Raw genomic sequence first — 22094 nt, forward strand, 5'->3', positions numbered from 1 at the left:
ACAATGCCACCATGTCGAACTGTTTTGGAGTAGATGATGGTCGAGAACGACACTTCATCGGTTGAGTATCAGCTATCAACCAGCACTGGCCCTTTTAGCATCCCTTTCTACTTCATTGAAAACGGGCATATTGTCGCGGAACTGTATACACAGAACGGTGACGACTTTAACAAAACTACGCTGACAATTGACGTTGATTATTATCTGAACGGCGCCGGCGATAAGAATGGCGGTCAGCTGACTTTGCTCTCCGCACACAGTGGCGCTACGCTACTGATTTATCGTGATCCCGATGCGACCCAGTTAACCAGTTATCTGGCGACCGGTAAGTTTCCTGCGACAAGCCATGAACGCGCGCTTGATAAGCTGACTATGCTTATCCAAAAATTCGGTTGGTGGTGGGACTCTTTGGCTCTGAAAAAGCCAAATATCTTCGCTAACTATTATGACGCGCTCAATAACCGTATTCGTAACCTGCGTGATCCTTCACTGGCGCAGGATGCCGCAACAAAAAGCTACGTCGATAGTCGTGATATCGATCTGCAGCAGCAGATAACCAGCAACTTTAATCGTTCGCTGCGTGTCCCTGACTCCTATATAAGCCAGCTACCATCGGCCCAAGACCGCGCCTGGAAGGGGTTGGGTTTTGACGGTGCTGGTCAGCCTAAATTGCAGGACCCTGCAGGAACGGGGCTATGGGGATACGTTCCGGCCATAGGTTCGTTTGAGCAGGGATCGCTACTCACTCAACGTTTTGAGGTTCTTCTGTGGGAATCCACGGACGAATACTGGCGCTGGGATGGCGTAATGCCTAAGGTCGTTTTACCTGGTAGCACGCCGGCGACGGCTGGCGGTACAGGAAAGGGTAAGTGGATCGACGTTACCGATGCGACCCTTCGCTCAAACCTGGGTTCAAGCGAACCGGGCATGGGAGCGGGTATATCTAAGCTTGAGCAGCCAGGAAATGTACAGAACGCACTGAGGGAATTTTATGCCGACGCGTTTCCGGGGGTAGACCCGACAGGACAGACGAGCTCAACCCAGGGCATTCTTGACGCCATCGCCAAAATCAACAGCCAGGTCGACAGTACCTTTAACGGTGATATCACCACCTATCCCCGACTGGTATTCCGTGGTGGCGTGTTTCTCGCAGCAGGCTTGTTGGTAAAGTCCAATATTGTAATTGAGGGCAATGACGGTACGTTATTTGTTCCGGAGGCCGGAACGGATGCCTCCCATGTCTGGATTACCGAAGGCACTGAGGCCACTACCCCAAGCGGCGGTGCAAAGCGGTTATTCCGGCCTGTCTTTCGAAATATCAAAATCGGGTATGGTTTTCAGAATAAATTCCCCGGAGTCGTTATTGCAGAGAACGTTGGCGGCATTAAGCTGGAGCACAGCTCTTATGCAATTATAGAAAACGTGGAAATGCGGTATCTGGACGGAGAGGGGTTAACTGGCGAATCCGTGTGGGACTCCACGATTTATAACGTTCGTATCATGCACTGTGGTAATACGCGTGACCGAAACAATATTAAATATGGGTTGAATTTTGGCCCAGGCAATGACGGTACCGATGGCTCTAATGCAAACAGATTCATTGGACTACATATTGAAACCTGCCCGGCGATGATGAAAATAGGATTGCGTTCACGGCATAACTTTATTATTGGTGGGAAACTGGAGGGGATTCGTAATAACGACCCGTTGGCTTACGGACCATCAGTATTTGAGGGAGTAGACGGCCTTCAGTTTATTGGCGTGGAGTTGTCATGGAGCAATATCGGTCATCGTATGTTTAGGGCGGTTGGCACGACGGTCATGAACGACACTAGCGATGATGATACATCTGACTATGATAATGACCACTGCCGCGGGATTGAGTTTATTGGGTGTCATACAATAGATAGCCAGAACCTCTCAGGGGATTATTTTGAATACTCATCTAAGCGGGGGCGTCTTAATATTACTGGTGGTTATATGCACCATGTACGCTACCTGTTGACGGGTTCTGATATAAACCTTCGGGGTGTGACGCTTACTCAGTGCGGACCAACTCTGGGAAACATTGTCGATAATGTACTGGTGGAAGGCCTGACCGTTGAGAATCACCGTGTGCTTCCGTCTGGCACATTCAATGTGTTTTCCGTGTCGGGTAAAAACAACATTATCAGGAATTCCCATTTTTCCACACCATACGGAAGTAACAGCAATGGCTGTGCCTGGATTGCGCAGAGCTCTGTAGCTGACCTTCGGGTAGAGAACGTCACTTTTGGCGGGAAAATGCAGTGGGGTATCAAAGGAGCGCCTTCTGCATTCCAGTACAAAAAATTCAAAAACCTGGTCCTGGCCGACGGCGCCGATTATGGCGAAATCGTTCAGGGCGGATTCAGCGTTGATGGGTTCCCTACCCAGATGAACAAGAACTCTGGCGGGGCGGTAACAGACCAGAAAGACATAGCAAATGATGCGACTGGGGTTATTAGCGGGTGTATCAAAGGCGGGTGTCTTATTTCCATCTCTGTTGAAAGTTCATCGTCTGTGTTTATTGGTGCAACGGTGGTATCAGGGGATGCACGCGTTAGCACACTGAAGATTGCCGACAATTTGAGTCTGACTTCTAACTTTTCAGTATCTGGAACAGGAACATCCGGTGACGGTAAAATTTATCTTTCATCATCGAATGGAAATCTATCTGTAACCAACCGCACTGGAAGCACTATTAAAGTATTTGTTTCCACATTTAACGCAAAAATGTAGGAGGTCATGATGTCTGTAACAATCAGCCGAACGCTGGAAAAACAAATCACATACCCCGGACTGCGCCTTACCGTTCCCGGAGGGACGGAGTCAGTGGATGTGACGTACACCGCGACCGGAATTAGCAACTTTGACGGAACCAACGTAACCGCGCTGTTTTCTGTTGCTGTCGGCAATGAGAAAAGCCCGTTTGATTACTCTTTCACTTTCAAGTACAGCGGCAGCGGAAACCCACTGGATGAGGCAGAACCGGCACTTAAGGCAGTACTTGGAGAGGGGGTTACAAATAATGAAAGTTAACTTTAAATACAGCGGAGGCCTGGTTGGCCGGGTGATGATGCTATCTTTTGTAATAGTTTACATCACGCAACACTTCTCTCCCGCTTACGCTTTCTGCACGATTATGGGTGTGTCAATTATTAGTGGATGTTCAATCACTATTCGGAAGCAATAACCAAACAGCAAGAGGTAAATAAAATGCTCAACGGAAAAGAAATTAAATGCATTAAAGGTATGATGCTCACCGGAACCCCGGAGCGCCCCGTGTATTCTGGTGGAAGTGTAACCTTTCATAACCCCGTTACCGATGCTGTGAAAGTGAAAGAGGGCCACCCTGAGCAATCATGGGGTAACATTTCAAAACCTGTATTTGATGCTGGTAAGTAATGAGGTTACTGATGGCTAAATTATCAGATGAACAGAAAACCGGAAAGTGCCACGGTTTTTTAGGAAGGGTTTTGGGGCACTCATTTAGACCTGTGATAACGAAAGGTGAGCCGGTTTTTCGTATTGGCGAGCAAAGAGGATGTGACTTAAATAAAATTATTGAATTGACTGATAAATCCAGGCCGGAAACATTTCATGGTCTGTATTGCAGTCGCTGCGGGATAGTAGTTAGCAGGCAACATGGATGCCATGGAAATCTGTCAGTGCAGATGTATGCTAATTAAAAATACCGCCAGCTCATAACTGGCGGTGCAATGTCACAAATCCAATTATTTGAGGCTAACGCGTAGTAAGGTAGATAAAATATCTCTACCAGATTATTGGCGGTGTATATAAATTCATGGAAGCTATGAACGCAAAATTATTGTACTTTCAACAGGGAGTCCATACAATTGAAAATTTGCTAACTTTACCCTCATGAATTTCTTAGGTGGCATTGAAGCAAATTTTCTCAAAGACTGATCTATTATGTTGGTGACTGATGGTGCACAATCCGAAGTGGCAAAAGAAGTGATTCCGATATCTGAAATCTCTTTTGAAATGTCACTTTTTATTTCATTTTTATCAAGGGAGTTGTAGTTACCCAGGACAATAATTAACTTCCATATGCCATCCTGCCTCCACCAACACAAAAATGTTATGTTGTATTTTAAATCCAATTTTCCTATGAGTTTTTCTGCGTCAGCGCATTCAATTTCACTTATGCTATTTATCATCTTTAGCTCCATGAGTCATTGCTGTATTTGTATTTACATAAAGTTACATTGAGTAACAGATATTATGTAGACCATTGTTTTTGTTTCTGCAACGGCTTTGCATAAAAATTAACAATCAGAAGCAGAGCGAACCCGAGCTGGTTTAGCCGCAGCGAGGGAGCAGAGTAGAGTAGGCGGCCGCCGCCGGGTAATGACTGAAGAAGTGGTGGAGCGGTGCCGCAGAATGCTGGAGAACGGCGCTACTAGGCAGCAGGTTTCCGCGGTGATTGGTGTCGATGTGAAAACCATCTATCGCTATTGCCCCGCATCAGAGGTCATCGTCGATAAGAAATAGCGAGGGCGAATCCATCCCAGCATCCAGATAATAGATCGCTCTCTGGAGTTGATGGAGCAAGGCTTCCGCCCTATCCCTGGAGATGCAACAAAACAGGTCAGGAAACTCTTTCAGTGGCCAGTGAGGTACTGAAGCCATATTGTCAGTAAAAGTAGCATTGAGGAACACCTGACGGGTTAAAGCCGAATGGCTGACGTTAAAGCCAGTCAGTTCTGGAATGCTCGATGCGTTGGATTCTCTGTAGATCATTTTGGTCACCAATACTGTTTTTATGTACAGTATTTTTACTCTTGAAACTGTGAGGAAGTCAAGGGAGATCCCTTAAAAGTTGAAAGAATAAAACCCATGCATTAAATGTAACTTATTGATTTCTAGTGGTGTCAAATAACGACTTTATTCTATGAATTCATCATAACTTACTGATTATAAAGTAATTTGATTTGGTCTTGAAAACCGGCGACCCGAAAGGGTTCCAGAGTTCGAATCTCTGCGCTTCCGCCATATAAAAGAAGGGGTTACCGAAAGGTAACCCCTTTTTGCTTTTCCACTCTAGCCGTCCTGACTGCACTTCACCTTCACCTTCACCTCCCGACTCCGCAAACCTGCCATGTTTGTAGCGTTATCGCTGGCGAAAAGGTGACGATCAATCCATTGCAAATGGTTGTGATTTTAATTATTCAGCCTCTCGTTATAAACGGCAATGGTGCTGAGGAATAAAAACCATTCGGCAAAATATCTTCGTCTATACTTGGAAAAATGATGATTTACCTGCCATGGTTTTACGCAGATACAGAGACCAGTGAGGTCAGAATGCCTGTCACTAATCGTCCAGAAATCAAAGAACTACGGGTTTTGGTAGAACAGCAATTAAAGTACACATTGTGTGTTAGCTTAAATAAAGCTACGCCTGGCGATATTTTTAACGCGGTGGCGCTGGCCATTCGTCATTTTCAACAGGACCATTTTCTGTTGAGCCAGACGCGGCAACGTGAAGAACATAAAAAGCGCGTTTACTATCTGTCGATGGAGTTTTTACTGGGACAGTCGCTGCGTAATAACCTTTTGAATATGAATTTACTGGCGGAGATGCGCCAGGTGGTGAATGACCTGGGGTTTGATCTTGACCACCTTCTTGACGAAGAGCCCGACGCCGCGCTGGGCAACGGGGGGTTAGGGCGCTTAGCCGCCTGTTTTATCGATTCGATGGCCACCCTTGATATTGCCGCATCCGGGCATGGCATCAAATACGAATATGGTCTTTTTCGCCAATCCTTTCAAAATGACCAGCAGATGGAGCATCCGGATGACTGGCATTCCATGCACTCCCCGTGGCTGGTCGAACACCATGCTCAGCAAATCCTGATCCCGCTGGGAGGCTATATTGAACACAGCGAAGATGTTGATGGTAATTACAACCCAATGTGGCTGGGTTGGAAAACGATTATCGGTATTCCCCATGACTATTTCGTTTCCGGCTACCGGGATACGACGACCAATAAGCTGCGGCTCTATAGCGCGGTCGCCTCTGACTCCTTTAATATCCATATTTTCAATCGTGGTGATTATATCAAGGCGGTGAGTGATAAAATTGCTTCGGAGAATATTTCAAAAATACTCTATCCATCCGATGAGGTGCTGACCGGAAAAGAGCTGCGGTTGACGCAAGAGTATTTTCTGGTGGCCTGTACGCTGCGGGATATATTTCGCGACTATGCCGAGGTTAATGACGATATTACTTTCCTGCCGCAGCATGTGGCGATTCAGCTTAATGACACCCATCCGGCATTAGCGGTGGTGGAGCTGATGCGTATCCTCGTCGATGAATACCGGTTGCCCTGGGAGCAGGCGTGGGAGATAACGCAAAACACCTGTGCCTACACGAATCATACGTTGATGCCGGAAGCGCTGGAGACCTGGCCGGTGACGCTGTTTGAAAAACTGCTGCCGCGTCATTTGCAAATTATATTTGAGATCAACCATCGCTTCCTTGAAGAGGTGGCCCGGCGCTGGCCGGATAAACATCATCTGTTATCTTCGCTGTCTTTAATTGACGAACATCACGATAAGCAAATCCGCATGGCCAATCTGGCCATTGTTGGTAGCCATCGCGTGAACGGGGTAGCATGGCTGCATTCGGAACTGGTCAAGAAACAACTGGTGCCCGACTTCTATTTTATGACCCCGGAGAAATTCATTAATCAGACCAACGGCGTCACGCCGCGACGCTGGGTGCAGCAGGCTAACCCCGGCCTGGCAGCATTTTTGCACCAACAGCTGGGGGAAGGGTGGCCAACCGATTTACCCTTGCTGTCCAGTCTGGAAAGCCTGGCCGATGATACTGCTGTTATTGATAACATCCGGGCCATTAAATTTGCCAACAAAACCGCGCTCAGCCAGCTGGTCGCGCAACGCTATGGCATTGCCCTGGATCCGCTGGCGATGTTTGATTGTCAGGTCAAACGTATTCATGAATATAAGCGTCAGTTGCTCAATATTCTTCACGTGATCGCGCTTTACCTGGATATCAAAGAGACAGGGAAAACTATCGCGCCTAAGGTGCATTTGTTTGCGGGTAAAGCGGCGCCGGGCTATCGGATGGCGAAGCTGATTATTCAGTTGATTAATACCGTCGCCCGGAAAATTAACAGCGACCCGCAGGTTGCCGGGCAGCTTAAAGTGGTTTTCCTCGAAGATTATAAAGTCTCGCTGGCGGAAAAAATCATTCCGGCCACGGATCTCTCTGAGCAGATCTCCACTGCCGGCACCGAGGCGTCCGGCACCAGCAATATGAAGTTTGCCATGAACGGCGCGTTAACCATCGGCACCTATGATGGGGCGAATATCGAAATCCGCGAGGCCGTGGGAATCGATAATTTTTATCTGTTTGGCGCCGTAGCGGAAGAGATTGAAGAGAGCCGGCGACTCGGGCATCACCATGCTTTCTATCATCAGAACCCGGCTATTGCGCGTGTTGTCGATACCCTCGTGTCTGGGTTGTTCACCAGCGATCGTGAGCTGTTTGCACCACTTCACCACATGTTGACGGAGGGCGATCATTACTGTCATTTACTGGATTTCGACAGTTATTGTCAGGTCCAGCGGCAGGCGATGGCCGATTTTGAACTGCCGGAACAATGGCACCGTCGGGCCTTACTCAATATTTGTCGGATGGGAGAATTTTCCAGCGACAGAACCATACGTGGCTACGCCCGGGATATTTGGGGTATCACCTGCTAAAGAGAGAACACGCCGAGCGGAAAGGGACTCGTCGACGGATATCAGTCACTATTGAGGATGAGCATGAACGTTGAATTACATACCGAGCAGGGCGTAAAAATTATTATGCCACTGGTGCGCCGACTGGACGCTTCCGTCGTACAGGCGTTTAAGCAGCAGGTTCTGGAGGCTATCGACCCGGATACCAAAAACGTGCTGCTGGATCTGAGCCACGTCGATTTCATCGACAGTAGTTGTCTTGGCGCGCTGGTATCCATTCTGAAAAGCGTCAACGGTCAGGGCGAGCTGGTGCTGTGTTCGCTCAATGATACGATTAAAAGCCTGTTTAAGCTCACCCGTATGGATCGCATCTTTTCCATTAAGGAGACTCGACAGGATGCGCTGAACACGTTCACTCAGTGATGACGTTGGTGCAGGCCAGCGGGTGATGGGTCGCCCGCTTATTCTTCGACAATTCGCGCCTTCGGTTTGCTCAGCAGAAGCATGACCAGGGCGACGTAGGGCATTGGCTTCCAGAAATAGTAGCCCTGTAACAGATGAATATTCTGGCGATTGAGATAATCCAGCTGGGCCTGGGTTTCGACACCCTCGGCAATGATGCGCAGTGACAGCGTCCGGGCCATCTCTATCACGCAGTCCAGCAGTTTGCTTGACGGTGTCTCCCCGGTCACCCTGCCGACAAAGCTCTGATCGATTTTGATATAGTCGAAAACCAGCTCGTGGAGATAGGAAAGCCCGGAATAGCCGGTGCCAAAGTCGTCCAGCGCGATGGAAAACCCGCGGGAGTGTAACGTATTGAGCTTGTCCACAACCGCGCCGTTGAGCAACAGCGGCTCCTGCTCCGTGATCTCCAGCATCAGCTTCACCGCTTTGCCCTCAAAGCCGCGCTGATAGTGCAGGCAATCGTCGATAAACGTCGGAGCGTTAATGTGTGACGCGCTGATATTCAGGCCAATATGAAACCCATCCGGCAGCTTACTGAAGATGGGTCTCATCTGGGCGGCGACCTGCGCCATCAGGCTGCGGGTCAGTGGGATAATTAAGCCGGTACGTTCGGCCAGTGGAATAAATTCAGCGGGCGAACGCCACGGTGCGGTGGTATTTTTCCAGCGGGCCAGAATTTCCACGCCGTATATCTCCCCGGTTTTCCCGTTCACGACGGGCTGGTAGTAGGGAACGATATACCCATGGGCGATAGCGTAGCGCAAATTCTCTTCTTCAGAGGTATAGACATTGAGGTATTTGCGCAGCAGGAAATAAAACAATAGCGCGACAGAAAAAATAAAAATCAGCAGACCGAAACCATTATGAAATAAGCGGCCGGGGCTAAAAAAAGGCGACTCGGGATAGATAATGCGAAACGGGTAGTCCGGTGAGCTAAATATACCCTGGTGTGGACCCGCGTTTAGCGATTCCACATCGCCATACCTGGCGATCATCTGATGGTTGACCCATAGTACCAGTCCGTCGTTATCCGTATCGCTATACAGAGCATCGCGGAGATGCACGTCGCTGATAGTGACAATCACCCGGATCTGCGCTGAGTGCGTCTGATAAATGAGCACCGGTCGCTTATTAACCATCATTCTGGCTGGCAATAGCAGCAGTGGCTCGACAGACAAAGACTCAGGATGAAGCGTCAGTACGCGATTTCCTGGCAGCGACGAGCACCACACCTGGCCATCTTTTATCAGCAAAATGGTACGCAAATGTGGCTGCAGAGCGGTCTCGGTTCCGAGCTGAAACTGGCCCTGCACGGAGCAACCGCTGCGGCTGACGTTCAGGGCTGTGACCGTCGCGGCTCGAGCCTCATCAATAATAACGGCGATTTTCTTCGCCGCCTGACGGGCGGAGGCGACATGGGTGGCCTGGTCTGAATGCCACAGCTGCCAGTTAATGACGAACACCCCAGCCAGAAATACCACCAGCGCCAGGGAAAAGGCAATCCATGCGTTTCGCACCGTTATCTTTTTCATTTATTACGCGTGCTATGTGGAGCGAGCATAAAATGAACCATCCATCCCGCTGAAAAGGCGTTATCCAATGATCGTAGAAGGGGGATATCCTCCGTGACGACGGAGCATGTAAAAACATGATCATTATCACAATACCTGCTGATAAAAACCGCTCACGACCGGATGCGGCTACGAGTCCGTCACGACAGGAATAAAAAAACAAATCTTAATGTTTTCTTAATATAACTTCCGGCAATGGATGGTTTTAAGCATTTTCTAATCCCTAATAACAGACCGACGCTATTTTTTGCTTTTTTAAGTTTATGATAATTGTTTTCATTATCATTCTTTTTTTGCTGTGATTTAATCCTCTCCGCTCAGGCTATTTACCGTTTATTGCCCTATTTCATTAAGGATGCGTTCATGAAATCTCGCTTATCGCCCCTCCGTACGGCAGCGTTGGTTGCCGCTTCTCTGTTTCTGGCGCCGCAGGGGATGGCGGCTGACGCTCAGAACGGGATTGTGGTCTACAACGCCCAGCACGAAAATCTGGTGAAGTCGTGGGTGGATGGATTTACCAAAGAGACCGGTATTAAGGTCACGCTGCGCAATGGCGATGACAGTGAGCTGGGTAACCAGCTGGTTCAGGAAGGCTCCGCGTCGCCGGCCGATGTGTTTCTGACCGAGAACTCGCCGTCGATGGTGCTGGTCGATAATGCCAAACTTTTCGCCCCGCTGGATGCTGCCACCCTGCAGCAGGTTCCGGCGCAGTACCGTCCGCAGCATGGGCGCTGGATCGGCATCGCCGCGCGCAGCACCGTTTTCGTCTACAACCCGGCGAAAATCAGCGAGGCGCAGCTGCCGCATTCCCTGATGGATCTGGCAAAACCGGAGTGGAAAGGGCGCTGGGCGGCTTCGCCATCGGGGGCTGATTTCCAGGCTATCGTCAGCGCGATGCTGGCGCTGAAGGGTGAGCAGGCGACTCTCGACTGGCTGAAGGCGATGAAAACCAACTTTGTCGCCTATAAAGGGAACAGCACGGTGATGAAAGCGGTCAACGCCGGGCAGATCGACGGCGGGGTGATCTACCACTACTATCGCTTCGTCGACCAGTCAAAAACCGGTGAAAACAGCAAAAACACCCAACTGTATTATTTCAAACACCAGGATCCGGGCGCCTTCGTCAGCATTTCCGGCGGCGGTGTGCTGGCCTCCAGCAAACATAAAGCGCAGGCGCAGGCCTTTATTAAATGGATCACCGGCAAACAGGGGCAGGATGCGCTGCGCACCAATAACGCCTTCGAATATGCCGTGGGGGTAGACGCGGCCTCTAACCCGAAACTGACCCCGCTGAAAGATCTGGATGCACCGAAGGTAGAACCTTCCTCGCTGAACAGTAAAAAGGTCATTGAGCTGATGACGCAGGCTGGCCTGCTCTGATCCTGAGGAAGTGATGTTGCTATGTCTGTTCTGAGTTTGTCGCTCGGAAAGAAAACAGGACGCCTGCCCGAGCGCAGGCGTCCTGCATTTCCGATGGTGGCGTTAGCGCTGCTGTTTTCATTGCTGGCGCTGTTGCCGTTAGGGTTTGTGGTGGCGGTTGGGTTCGACACCGGCTGGCCGACGATCAAAGCGCTGGTCTTTCGTCCGCGGGTAGGGGAGCTGCTCAGCAATACCCTGTGGCTGACGGTGCTGGCGGTCCCCATCAGCATTGTGCTCGGCGTGACGTTGGCCTGGCTGACGGAACGTACCGCCCTTGCCGGTCGGCAGCTGTGGTCGGCGCTGGCGGTGGCCCCGCTGGCGATTCCAGCCTTTGTCCAGAGCTACGCCTGGGTCAGCGCGGTGCCTTCGCTGCATGGCCTCTCCGCCGGGGTGTTTCTCTCGGTGCTGGCCTACTATCCGTTTATTTATATGCCGGTGGCGGCCGTGCTGCGCCGCCTCGATCCCACCCTTGAAGATGTCGCCGCATCGCTGGGCACGCCGCCGTGGAAAGTATTCTTTCGGGTGGTGCTTCCGCAGCTGCGCCTGGCTATCTGCGGCGGTGCGCTACTGGTGGCCCTGCATCTGCTGGCGGAATATGGCCTGTATGTGATGATCCGCTTCGATACCTTCACGACCGCCATTTACGATCAGTTCCAGTCGACCTTCAGCGGTCCGGCCGCCAATATGCTGGCAGGCGTGCTGGCTCTGTGCTGCCTGGCGATCCTGCTGCTGGAGAGCGCCTCACGCGGTAAAGCGCGTTACGCGCGTATCGGCGCCGGGGCAGCCCGCGAGCAGAAGCGGCTTGTGCTGGGTAAAGGGGCCGCTGTTGGCGCGCAGCTACTGCTTCTGCTGCTGGTGATGCTGGCGATGGGGGTTCCCTTACTGGTCCTGTGCCGCTGGCTGTGGCTGGGCGGCATCGACAACTGGCTGCATGCCGATCTGTGGCATTCGCTGCGCCAGACCCTGCTACTGGGCGTGGGCGGGGCGCTGTTGACGACAACCTGCGCGATCCCCATTGCGTGGCTCGGCGTGCGCTATCCGCGCCCGCTGTTCCGCCTGCTGGAGGGGTGTAATTACATCACCAGCTCGCTGCCCGGTATTGTCACCGCGCTGGCGCTGGTGACGGTCACCATCCACTACGCCCGCCCGGTGTACCAGACCGAAGTGACGCTGTTTCTGGCCTATCTGTTGATGTTTATGCCGCGTGCGCTCATTAACCTGCGTGCCGGTATCGCGCAGGCGCCGGTAGAACTGGAAAACGTTGCCCGTAGCCTCGGACGCAGTCCGGCCCGCGCCCTGTGGAGTATCACCATGCGGCTTGCCGCGCCGGGCGCGGCCGCAGGGGCCGCGCTGGTGTTCCTTGGCGTCAGTAATGAGCTCACCGCCACGCTACTGCTCTCGCCGTTAGGCACCCGCACCTTGTCGACCGGTTTTTGGGCGTTAACCAGCGAGATCGACTACGTGGCGGCGGCGCCGTACGCGCTGCTGATGATCGTCATTTCGCTGCCGCTGACCGCGGTTCTTTATATGCAGTCGAAAAAAATGGCAGGGTTGTAATATGCTGGAATTGTCTTCTATTTCGAAATCCTTCGCCGATGCGCTGGTTCTCGATAATCTCAATCTGACCGTGGCGCCGGGGAGCCGGACGGCCATTGTTGGTCCGTCGGGCTCGGGAAAAACCACGCTGCTGCGCATTCTCGCCGGTTTCGAAACGCCCGATCGCGGGCGGATCGTCATGCACGGTACTCCTCTGTTTGCCGACGGCGTGTTTGTCCCCGCCCACCAGCGGCGGATCGGTTATGTTCCGCAGGAAGGGGCGCTGTTTCCTCATCTCAATGTTGCGGACAATATCGCCTGGGGGCTGGACGCCAGCCGAGAGGAGAAGCGTCGCCGGGTGGGGGCATTGATGGAGATGGTCGCCCTCGACGCTGGCCTGGCGAGCCACTGGCCACATGAAATTTCCGGTGGTCAGCAGCAGCGCGTTGCCCTGGCCCGCGCGCTGGCTCAGCAGCCGGCGCTGATGCTGCTGGATGAGCCGTTTTCTGCACTGGATACCGGGCTGCGCGCCAGCACGCGTAAAGCGACGGCGGACCTGCTGGCCGAGACGGGAATCGCCTCGATTCTGGTGACCCATGATCAGAACGAAGCGCTGTCGTTTGCCACTCAGGTGGCGGTGATGCGCCAGGGGCGCTTTGCCCAGGTCGGAACGCCGCTGACAGTTTACTCGCAGCCAGTGGATGAAGAGACGGCGTTGTTTCTTGGCGATGCCCTGATCCTTCCTGCGCGCCTGAGCCCCGGCCGGGCAAGCTGCGTGCTGGGGGACCTGGCGACGGACGCACTGCATCCTGCTGGCGAAGGCAGGGTGATGCTGCGTCCGGAACAACTGAGCGTCAGTGTGAGCGGGCCGCAGGAAAGTACCGCCATCATCCGCGATGTCGATTTCTCAGGCCAGCTTTCCACGTTGACGCTGTCGATGGCCGGGCACGAGCGGCCGATTGTCCTGCGAACCGTGAGCCAGCCGGCGTGGCAGCCCGGCGCGACGGTACGACTGACGGTCAGCGGCAAGGCGCGGGTGTTTAGCGGCTAATCCCTGAGCAGGCGCCGTCGGCTATCGACGGCGCCGCACGGAAAGCTAATCAGATGGCGGATGAAGCCGCTAGTATCCGCGCCACTGACCTCGTCGCCATGGAGTGGTAGTACGTTGGAACAATTCCGCGGGGTCAGTCCAGCGCCCACCATTTTACCGATCCGTCGCTTTTTCATTCGTCCCGCTACGCTTAACTGTTATCCTGTCTCGCGATCGGCCCTGTTGTTACCATGAGACACCGCTATGCCTGAACTCCATACTCCTGCGAATCGCCCCGGCCCGGCCGCTGTGGCCCGGGTGACGCTCCTGCCTGCGCTGCTGGTTATCGTCGCTGTTGCTGTCGGCTGCGCCCTGGTGTCGCCTCCGGTCGGTACACGACACGAGATCCTGACTAACCCCGGCCTCTATATCGATCTGCTGGCGTTGTTGTTTCTGGTGTTTATGCTGTGGAGCTCGGCAAAGGTGCGGATGAGCCACATTGCCGTCAACTGGGTGCGTTATGGGCTGCTGCTGTGGATTGCCGGTGGCACCTTTGACGTGATGGATGAGATCGTGGTTCAGCCGCGCTGGATGGGCTATTACTGCGAAGATCTGCTGCGCCTCTCCGGGATGCTGCTGACCGTGGTGGGTGTCTACAAAATTATTGAGCGGATTAACCTGCTGTACGTTGACGCGCGCTCGCAATCCCTGAAGGATGAACTGACCCAGTTACCCAACCGGCGTTTTTTCATTGATACCATTCGCGAGAAGTCCGGGCATGCGCTGGGACTCATGATTCTGGATATCGATTTTTTTAAGAAAATCAACGATACCTGGGGGCACCTGGTCGGGGATGAAGTGTTATTTTCGCTGGGTAAACAGCTGGCAAACTTGACCAGCGATCGCATCCAGCCGGCGCGTATCGGTGGGGAAGAGTTTGCCATTATCGTCGATGGCCTGTCGGAGCCCGAGCTGCACGCCCTGGCGCAGGCGATCCTCGACAATGCCGGCACCATCCTGATCAATCATCAGACGCCGCTGTCGATCAGCATTGGCGTCGGAATGTGGCGGCCAGGCGAAGCGCAGGAGACATTTATCCGTAAAGTCGACGAGGCGCTGTACAAGGCCAAGCACAACGGACGCGGACGCGTGGAGTGGGCGTAAGATTCCGGCGCGGCAGGTTAGGCCTGCTGCGCGCTACGGCAGTGTCGCCGATACTCCGACGGTGAGCGTTCGGTGTAGCGTTTGAATACCCGGCAAAAATAGTTGCTGTCGACGAAACCGCAATTATGGGCGATCTCTTTCACCTTCAGGTCATAGCCGCGCAGTAGCTGCTTCGCCTTTTCCAGGCGAACCCGGGTCAGATACTCATTAAATCCCACCGAGCCTGATTTCTGAAAAATATGCGATAGATAGTTGGGTGTGATGTGAAAACGTTTGGCTACCGATTCCCGTGTCAGCGGCAGGCTAAGATTTTCCTCGAGGTAGTCCTGGACGGCGAGAAACAGATCCCGACTGCGGCTGACGCGCATTTCCAGACCGACCAGCTGTTCACGACAATGACTCAACAGCGCGGCGACCACCAGCCGTGCGGTCAGCGGGTCGGGTTGCAGGCTGACTTCATTCAGGCTCAGCAACAGGTAAGAGCCCACGCGCGGTCCAAGCCGGGAAACGCTCTGCTTTTCCGTATGCAGGCTTTTCCCGTCCCAGCGCTGAATACTGAATCCCAGTTTCTGCCGACCAAACAGGATGCTCAGGGTAGTGGCCGGGCCGGTCCACTGCGGCAGCGTCCACTTCCCCGCCTGCACGTACAGTACCTGCAGCGTGGTTAACGTCGAGGCGGCCAGCGGCAGTCCCTGTTCACTCAGCTGGCCCTCCAGCACAATTTCCAGACGCGGAAACGGCACGTTGAAGGCGAGGGCAGGCACGGAGATATCCGGCTCAGGAAATCTCACCTGTAAGTGATCTTTTTGACCGATTAACCGATGCAGAATATCCGGCAGTTCTTCAATCATTCTATGGCCTCAGCATGCGCATTATCCTGTTGATGGTAATCTAATTTTTTCGGCTCGACAGCGTTTGTTTAGCGATTTTGCGCTGCGAATTCATGACCAACTGCAGCGCATCCATCGTCGGAAATAAGATTATTGATGCCCATCACACTTTGTGAGCTCGCATACGTATGTCCAGTTTTTCGTAGCGCTCGCCTCCTGTTATACCGCGGCGGGGCCAGTAGAGTTTATTTGTGTTATCGGAACGTTAAAAGGAACGTAAAATGAACTCATCATCGGCTAACTTTCTCGATGCGTTAGGCGCCAGCCAGACGCTCAGCGCGCAAATGAAACACGAGCTCGACACCCTCGGCTACACCGTCGTGCATAACGTCGTTGACGCCCAGTGGCTGAGCGAAATGCGCCTGCTCATTGACACCCTGGTTGAACGCGAAGGCGATAATCTGGCGATGGAGCACCATCAGGAGGCGATGGCGACGCGGATCGCTAACCTGATTAATAAGGGGGTTATCTGGGAGAAAGTCTGGTCACACCCGCTGATCCTCTCCGCTTGTCGCTATATCTTCAACGGGGATTTTAAAGTCTCCAGCCTGAACGCCCGCGAGGCGCTGTATAACGGCGGCCACCAGCCGCTGCACGCCGACTGGAAAAAGCCGCGCCCGGATTTTCCCAAAGTCCACCTGGTGAATACCATCTGGGCGATAGATGATCTGAGCGCCGCCAACGGCGCGCCGCGGATCATTCCCGGTACCCACCTGCGCCCGGCGTTGCCGGAGGAGGTGCTGGCCGACCCGGAACTGACCCATCCCGATGAGATTGTGTTTGCCGCACCGGCCGGCAGTGTGATGATTTATAACGCGCACGCCTGGCACGGTGGTACTCGTAATCGTGAAGGCAGCAGACGACGCGTACTGCATGGGTTATATATCGATCGCGCGGATACGCCGCAGCAGGACCAGCGGCGCTGGCTGACGCCGGAGACGGCAAGCCGGCTGACGCCGGCGCAAAAGTGGCTGCTGGATGTAGAATAAGGTCTGTCGCCGGTCAGGGAAGTTCTACATAGACGACCGGCTTTTTCATGATGCTTTTCACGGCCTCGACGATCTGCTGCGGCTGCAGCAGGAAGCTCTTGATGCTGGTTTTAATCGTCCGCAGGCCGCTAAAGCGCTGGGCGTCATCGATTTCGATATCCGTCACCAGCAGCACCACTTCGGCGCGGGCGATATCTTCGGCGGTGATCCGGTTTTCAACACCGAGCGCGCCCTGGGTTTCGACTTTCAGGTGCCATTTTTCATGATGACCGACCTTTTCCAGTCGTTCGGCGGCCATGTAGGTATGCGCCACCCCGCTGACGCAGGCGGTTACGGCAACGATCGTAAAGTCCATAATATCCTCCTGGCGTTATCCGCCGATAGTGACGTGGAATCCGGCCGCTTCGGCCAGCGTCCGGTAAGGTTGAATTTCCGCTTCGTCAGGCGCTTTCACGCCGGCGAGCGGCCAGCGTTTGCCCAGCAGACGGTATTTGGGCTCGCCATATTGATGAAACGGCAGCAGGTGTATTTCTTTTAGCGCGAACGGCGCGAGAAACGCCAGAATCTGGCGAAAATTATCGACGTTCAGGGTGTAGCCTGGGATCAGCGGCACCCGCGGGATCAGGTTGATTTTTCTCGCCGCCAGCTGGCGAAAATTGTCCAGCACCCGTGGCTGATTCATTCGCAGCAGCGACCGCGCCCGCTCAGGTTCCATGATTTTAAAATCAAACAGGACTTCATTGCAGGCTTCGGCCACCGGCAGGAAGCGGTCGAAAGCGCAGTCGCCCGCGGTTTCGATGGCGGTGCGGATCCCCCACTGGCGCAGGCGCTGGAGAAAGCGGGCGGCAAACCCGGCCTGCATGAGCACTTCGCCCCCGGAGAGGGTGACGCCGCCGCCGGAGGCGCGAAAGAAGACCTCATCCTTCAGCACCTCCTGCAACAGGTTATCCAGCGTCACATCGCGGCCAATCTGTTCCCACGCACCGGACGGACATTCGGCGACGTCCTGCAGGCAGCGGGTGCAGCGCAGGCATTTGCTCTCCCGGCGCAGGGTCTGAATCCTGGGTGAAATTGATTCGGGATTGGCGCACCACGGGCAGGTATGAGGGCAGCCTTTAAAAAAGACCACCGTGCGGATCCCCTGGCCATCGTTGAGCGAGTAGCGCTGGAGGTTAAAAATACGCGCCCGGTCGGCGCGCGTGTCGATGACCTCACAGCTGATGCGCGGTGCGGCGGATAATGTCATCCTGAATCTCCTTTGACAGCTCAACAAAGAAGGCGCTGTAGCCCGCGACGCGTACCACCAGGCCGGCAAAGTCCTGCGGCCGCTGCTGCGCTTCACGCAGGGTGTCGGCGTTGACCACGTTGAACTGAATATGCTGCAGCTTGAGCTTGCAAAAGGCCTGTAAAAAGTCTGCCAGTTTGTTCAGGCCGCCGTCGCCGGCCAGCGTTGCCGGGGTGAATTTGACGTTTAGCAACGTACCGTTCGACAGCAGATAGTTATCCAGCTTGCTGACCGATTTCAGCACTGCCGTTGGCCCCTGGGAATCCTGACCGACCATCGGCGACAGGCCGCCGTCTGCCAGTTGCTCACCGGCCAGCCGCCCGTCCGGGGTGGCGCCCACCACCGAACCCAGCGGCACGTGCGCGGAGACGGTGTAGGAGCCGGGGGTAAAATGACCGCCGCGTGGGTTCAGATACTGCTCAACCTCTTTGCAGTAAAAACGCAGCAGATCGGCGCTAATATTGTCGACATCGTCGATATCGTTGCCGTACTTGTCAAAACGGTTAATCAGCCGGGCGCGGATTTTTTCCCCTTCCGGCGTCTGGAAATTGGCTTTCAGCACGGCCATCAGTTGGTCAAAGCTGAGACGCTGCTGGTCGAAGACCATACCTTTCAGGGCGTGCAACGAATCGCTCAGGTTAGCGATCCCGATACCCTGGACGCCGGAGAAGTTATAGCGCGCGCCGCCAGCGGTGATATCTTTGCCGTGCTGCACGCAATCTTCAATGAACGAGGAGAGCAGTGGGACCGGCGCCCAGTCGCGGTGGCCGATATCGCAAATGTTGCTGCCCTCGACCATCAGCTTGATGTAATGGCGAATTTTGTCGCGGATCTGGCAGATAAGGCCGTCCCAGCTGACGTCAGGCTGATGTTCATTTTCCTGCAGCACAATTTCCATCACCTTCAGCAGATTAAACATGGCGATATCATGCAGGCCGTAGGTGCGCCCTGGAATAGAGAGCTCCACGCAGCCGACCACCGCGTAATCGCGGGCATCTTCCAGCGACACGCCGCGGTTAAGGAAGGCCGGCACGACCACCTCATCGTTGAAAATCTGCGGGATCCCGGTACCCAGGCGAATGGTCTCAGCGGTTTTACGCAGGAACGGGCGATCAATCAGCTCGTTGACCCGCACGCCCAGATTCGGCTGCGGCAGCTGAACGTTTTGATAGGCGTCGAGGCATAAAAATGACAGCACGTTGACCGCGCTGCGCCCGGTGTCCGTCAGCCCGCCGAGCAGGGCGGTATAGCCGGTGGGAAAACCCGCGAAATAGCGCGCGCTGCTGGAGGAGCGTAGCAGGACGATATCGTTGCATTTCACCCACAGCGACTCCAGCAACTCCTTGAGATACGCGGGATCCTGACCCTGATTCAGCGATGCCTGATAAAACGGCAGCATATACTGGTCAAAACGCCCCAGCGAAATCGAGCTGGCATTGGATTCGTACTGCAGAATGATATTCATATACCAGAACAGCTGGCAGGCCTGGGGAAAGTCCGTTGGCCGGTGTTGCGCGTTGTGGCGCGAAATAGCGGCGATGGTTAACAGCTCCTGCTGACGCTGCGGGTCCTGACAGTGCCCAGCCATCTCCTCGGCCAGCGCGGCGTAGCGCAGAATATGGCGCTGGGAAGCTTCCAGCAGGATCAGTACCGCCTGATAAAAGGGGTTCTCCGGTTGCCGGGCGCAGTGCGTTTTGAGTTCGGTGACCAGCGCGCCAAGGCCATGATTCAGCAGTCGTGGATAGTCGATGATGATATGGCCCTGGCCTTTATCGGTCTGGTTAACGCTAAATATCTGGGTGCTGACAGCAGCCTTGACCTCTTCAGTCATCTGACCGTTGATGAAATCTTTCATTGAGCGCTTTTCCCAGTAGGGGAACAGCGTTTCGCGGTAGATTTGTTTATCTTCTTCGCTTATTTCGAAGCGATCCTGCGGGCGGGTCGGGAAGGCGTCGAGCTCGTTGAGCAGCCAGTAGGGGTCCATCTCTGGCGACATTATTCCCGCGCGTGGTTTGACGGTGCGGTTGCCAGCGATCAGTTCATCCTCACGAATCGAAATCATCACCTTATCGAGGATCCACGCCGTGGCTTTCGCCCGGCGGATAATGACCGGTTCGCCCTCCGTCTGCCGATGGCTGGCAGTGTAGAGTAATGCGCGTTCAAGGGAGATTTCGCGCGGCTGGGCGAACAGGCTGGCTTTCAGGCGTTGGGTACGATTCGTCATGATAAACTCCATGTTGTGGCGAAGGGCGCGAGGGCGCCCTTTTTAAGGCTTCAGGCGCTCTGGGAAAGGTGGCTGTCTATCTTGTTCATGATGACGTCGGCGCGTTTTACCGCATCGCTGATGTTGACGCGCACGATAGTTTTCCCGGCAAAACGCTCTTCGAATTTGATGCCGATATCTTTGGTCAGAATGACCATATCGGCGGCGGCAATCTCTTCCGCCGTCAGTTCATTTTCAATACCGATAGAACCCTGCGTTTCTACCTTGACCTGCCAGCCTTTGGCTTTGGCGGCGCTTTCCAGCGATTCGGCGGCCATGTAGGTGTGAGCCACGCCCGACGGGCAGGCGGTGACAGCGATAATGTGGGTCATAATCTGTTCCTTCCAGTCTGTTAGTTAATTTCGAAATCAAGGTCTAGTTCATCGTCAGCGTTGACGTCAGTGGGTTTCTTTTTGGCAAAGGCTTTCAGCAGGATGACGCAGGCGGCGCTGACGCAGGCGCCGACCAGCAGCGCGGCGACAAAGCCCAGCTTGCCCTGGACCACCGGCAACACGATGAGCCCGCCCCAGCCGGCGTAACACTGGACGCCCATCAGCGCGGCGGTGACGCAGCCGCTGGCGGCGCCAATCATATTGGCCGGAATGACGCGCAGCGGATCCGCGGCGGCAAAGGGAATCGCCCCTTCGGTCACGCCGACACAGCCCATCACCAGCGCCGCTTTGCCGGTTTCCCGCTCTTCGGCGGTGAAATATTTGCGGCCAATCAGCGTCGCCAGCCCCATGCCCAGCGGCGGTACGGCGATACCGACGGCGGCGATGGCCACCACGCTGTAGACGCCCTGCGAAACGCAGATCAGCATGAAGGCGTAGGCCACTTTGTTCACCGGGCCGCCCATATCAAAGGCCAGCATCAGGCCCATAATGATGGCCAGCACCACGATGCTGCCTTCACGCATCCCCTGCAGCCAGCCGGTCAGATTAGCGGTCAGCGCGCCAACCGGCTCGCCAAGCCCCCACATCATGATCCCGGCGGTGATAAAGGTGCCGACGATGGGAATGATGAAAATCGGCATCACCGAGCGCAGAACTTTATGTACGGGGATTTTTTTCAGGTAATAGACCACCAGGCCGCCAATCATGCCGGCGATCAGCGCGCCGAAGAAGCCGGCGCCAAAGCTGTTGCCCACCCATGCGCCGATGGCGCAGGGGGCCAGCGCGGCGCGGTCAGAAATGGAGTAGCCGATGTAGGCGGCGAGAAAGGGCACCATCAGCGTCAGCCCGGCGACGCCAATATCAAAGAGTTTCTTCAGATTAGGGTCGGTGGCGGCATCGGGCACCGCGCCTTTGCCATACAACATGACGGAGACCGCCAGCAGGATCCCGCCGGAAACCACGAAGGGGATCATGTGCGAGACGCCGGTCATCAGATGCTGGCGGGTATTTTTTAGTATTTGCACCAGTTCGTTCATTGCTTGCTCCTGAGCGCTGTAGGGCCCGTGACAGTATTGATGCCTCAACATTAGAAAAAGGGCGGGGTATTAAACAGTAGAGAAAAAGTGCATTTACTGGATATTTGTAAGGTGAGAAAAGAATTGCGATCCACCTCAAATCTTAGTGGTGACAAGAAAGATGAGCGCTAACAGGGTGGAATTGTGATGGCGGGCATAAAAAAGTATCGTGTGTACAATAGTCCAGTAATTGCCAGTTTTATCACCTAGTCCCGGGGGCTGTCTTTTATTACCTTTTGGGGAAATAATGGATTGCTCAGGA

At 54.1% G+C, this 22094-nt stretch carries 20 protein-coding genes and 2 pseudogenes; 12 read left to right on the forward strand and 10 right to left on the reverse strand.

All coding sequences use genetic code 11. From position 1 onward, the window contains the following. The first annotated feature begins 33 nt into the window (after positions 1-33). From CWM53_RS31950 to CWM53_RS30520, 4 genes are all read left to right on the forward strand, one after another. Positions 34-2760 carry a hypothetical protein gene (locus CWM53_RS31950; protein WP_227521713.1) on the forward strand — a complete coding sequence of 909 codons (2727 nt, stop codon included), beginning with the start codon at positions 34-36 and terminating at the stop codon, positions 2758-2760. A 6-nt stretch (positions 2761-2766) separates the two neighbouring features. Next, on the forward strand, positions 2767-3060 hold the full coding sequence (locus CWM53_RS13765) for a hypothetical protein (protein ID WP_100729756.1): 294 nt from the start codon (positions 2767-2769) through the stop codon (positions 3058-3060). Between the two features lie 177 nt (positions 3061-3237). Further along, positions 3238-3426 carry a hypothetical protein gene (locus CWM53_RS30515; protein WP_133123791.1) on the forward strand — a complete coding sequence of 63 codons (189 nt, stop codon included), beginning with the start codon at positions 3238-3240 and terminating at the stop codon, positions 3424-3426. An 11-nt stretch (positions 3427-3437) separates the two neighbouring features. Continuing rightward, entirely contained in the window at positions 3438-3710 is a 273-nt protein-coding gene (locus CWM53_RS30520) for a hypothetical protein (RefSeq protein ID WP_133123790.1), read from the forward strand. Positions 3711-3833: 123 nt separating this feature from the next. Here the strand turns inward: CWM53_RS30520 and CWM53_RS13770 are convergent, their stop codons facing one another. Continuing rightward, on the reverse strand, positions 3834-4202 hold the full coding sequence (locus CWM53_RS13770; RefSeq protein ID WP_100729755.1) for a hypothetical protein: 369 nt from the start codon (positions 4200-4202) through the stop codon (positions 3834-3836). Between the two features lie 124 nt (positions 4203-4326). Here CWM53_RS13770 and CWM53_RS13775 point away from each other — a divergent pair. Continuing rightward, a pseudogene (locus CWM53_RS13775) lies at positions 4327-4536 on the forward strand (helix-turn-helix domain-containing protein); the annotation flags it as partial. Here the strand turns inward: CWM53_RS13775 and CWM53_RS13780 are convergent. Continuing rightward, the gene (locus CWM53_RS13780) at positions 4510-4785 is read right to left on the reverse strand and encodes a hypothetical protein (RefSeq protein WP_100729818.1); all 276 of its coding nucleotides are present in this window, start codon (positions 4783-4785) and stop codon (positions 4510-4512) included. The pseudogene CWM53_RS13775 and the gene CWM53_RS13780 overlap by 27 nt on opposite strands. Positions 4786-5346: 561 nt before the next feature. Here CWM53_RS13780 and CWM53_RS13785 point away from each other — a divergent pair. Together CWM53_RS13785 and CWM53_RS13790 are read left to right on the forward strand one after the other, a co-directional pair. Next, entirely contained in the window at positions 5347-7773 is a 2427-nt protein-coding gene (locus CWM53_RS13785; protein ID WP_100729754.1) for a glycogen/starch/alpha-glucan phosphorylase, read from the forward strand. Positions 7774-7836: 63 nt separating this feature from the next. Then, positions 7837-8175: an STAS domain-containing protein gene (locus CWM53_RS13790; RefSeq protein ID WP_074386387.1), complete on the forward strand. Its 339-nt coding sequence runs from the start codon at positions 7837-7839 to the stop codon at positions 8173-8175. A gap of 38 nt (positions 8176-8213) precedes the next feature. Here the strand turns inward: CWM53_RS13790 and CWM53_RS31955 are convergent, their stop codons facing one another. Then, a complete protein-coding gene (locus tag CWM53_RS31955; RefSeq protein ID WP_227521714.1) occupies positions 8214-9038 on the reverse strand; it encodes a cyclic diguanylate phosphodiesterase in 825 nt (274 codons plus the stop codon). 96 nt (positions 9039-9134) lie between these two features. Further along, positions 9135-9749 (reverse strand): annotated as a pseudogene (locus tag CWM53_RS31960) (CSS-motif domain-containing protein); the annotation flags it as partial. Between the two features lie 402 nt (positions 9750-10151). On the opposite strand from CWM53_RS31960, the gene CWM53_RS13800 reads away from it, so the two are divergent. From CWM53_RS13800 to CWM53_RS13815, 4 genes are all read left to right on the forward strand, one after another. Next, on the forward strand, positions 10152-11168 hold the full coding sequence (locus tag CWM53_RS13800; RefSeq protein ID WP_074386385.1) for an iron ABC transporter substrate-binding protein: 1017 nt from the start codon (positions 10152-10154) through the stop codon (positions 11166-11168). Positions 11169-11189: 21 nt separating this feature from the next. Next, positions 11190-12764, forward strand: coding sequence for an ABC transporter permease (locus CWM53_RS13805; protein WP_165785078.1), 1575 nt, complete (start codon positions 11190-11192; stop codon positions 12762-12764). Position 12765: 1 nt separating this feature from the next. Continuing rightward, complete coding sequence (locus CWM53_RS13810) at positions 12766-13794, forward strand: ABC transporter ATP-binding protein (RefSeq protein WP_100729752.1); 1029 nt, start codon at positions 12766-12768, stop codon at positions 13792-13794. Positions 13795-14037: 243 nt separating this feature from the next. Beyond that, positions 14038-14937 (forward strand): GGDEF domain-containing protein, encoded by a 900-nt coding sequence (locus CWM53_RS13815; protein WP_074386382.1) that lies wholly within the window; start codon positions 14038-14040, stop codon positions 14935-14937. 17 nt (positions 14938-14954) lie between these two features. Here the strand turns inward: CWM53_RS13815 and CWM53_RS13820 are convergent, their stop codons facing one another. Continuing rightward, positions 14955-15788: a helix-turn-helix transcriptional regulator gene (locus tag CWM53_RS13820; RefSeq protein WP_061155138.1), complete on the reverse strand. Its 834-nt coding sequence runs from the start codon at positions 15786-15788 to the stop codon at positions 14955-14957. A 260-nt stretch (positions 15789-16048) separates the two neighbouring features. On the opposite strand from CWM53_RS13820, the gene CWM53_RS13825 reads away from it, so the two are divergent. Then, positions 16049-16816, forward strand: coding sequence for a phytanoyl-CoA dioxygenase family protein (locus CWM53_RS13825; RefSeq protein ID WP_100729751.1), 768 nt, complete (start codon positions 16049-16051; stop codon positions 16814-16816). A 13-nt stretch (positions 16817-16829) separates the two neighbouring features. On the opposite strand, the gene CWM53_RS13830 is transcribed toward CWM53_RS13825, so the two are convergent. From CWM53_RS13830 to CWM53_RS13850, 5 genes are read right to left on the reverse strand one after another with little or no spacing between them, the layout of a single operon-like run. Beyond that, a complete protein-coding gene (locus CWM53_RS13830) occupies positions 16830-17171 on the reverse strand; it encodes a PTS fructose-like transporter subunit IIB (RefSeq protein ID WP_061155136.1) in 342 nt (113 codons plus the stop codon). A gap of 15 nt (positions 17172-17186) precedes the next feature. Beyond that, positions 17187-18062 carry a [formate-C-acetyltransferase]-activating enzyme gene (locus CWM53_RS13835; RefSeq protein WP_100631498.1) on the reverse strand — a complete coding sequence of 292 codons (876 nt, stop codon included), beginning with the start codon at positions 18060-18062 and terminating at the stop codon, positions 17187-17189. Beyond that, positions 18028-20325 carry a formate C-acetyltransferase gene (locus CWM53_RS13840; protein ID WP_100729750.1) on the reverse strand — a complete coding sequence of 766 codons (2298 nt, stop codon included), beginning with the start codon at positions 20323-20325 and terminating at the stop codon, positions 18028-18030. Before CWM53_RS13840 ends, CWM53_RS13835 begins: the two co-directional genes overlap by 35 nt. Before the next feature lie 50 nt (positions 20326-20375). Beyond that, entirely contained in the window at positions 20376-20696 is a 321-nt protein-coding gene (locus CWM53_RS13845) for a PTS fructose-like transporter subunit IIB (RefSeq protein ID WP_100729749.1), read from the reverse strand. 20 nt (positions 20697-20716) lie between these two features. Then, positions 20717-21793 (reverse strand): PTS fructose transporter subunit EIIC, encoded by a 1077-nt coding sequence (locus tag CWM53_RS13850; protein WP_074386376.1) that lies wholly within the window; start codon positions 21791-21793, stop codon positions 20717-20719. Positions 21794-22094 lie beyond the last annotated feature (301 nt).

The sequence above is a fragment of the Klebsiella sp. A-Nf5 genome (assembly GCF_002810545.1).
In the GTDB taxonomy this organism is placed as follows: Bacteria; Pseudomonadota; Gammaproteobacteria; order Enterobacterales; family Enterobacteriaceae; genus Klebsiella; species Klebsiella variicola.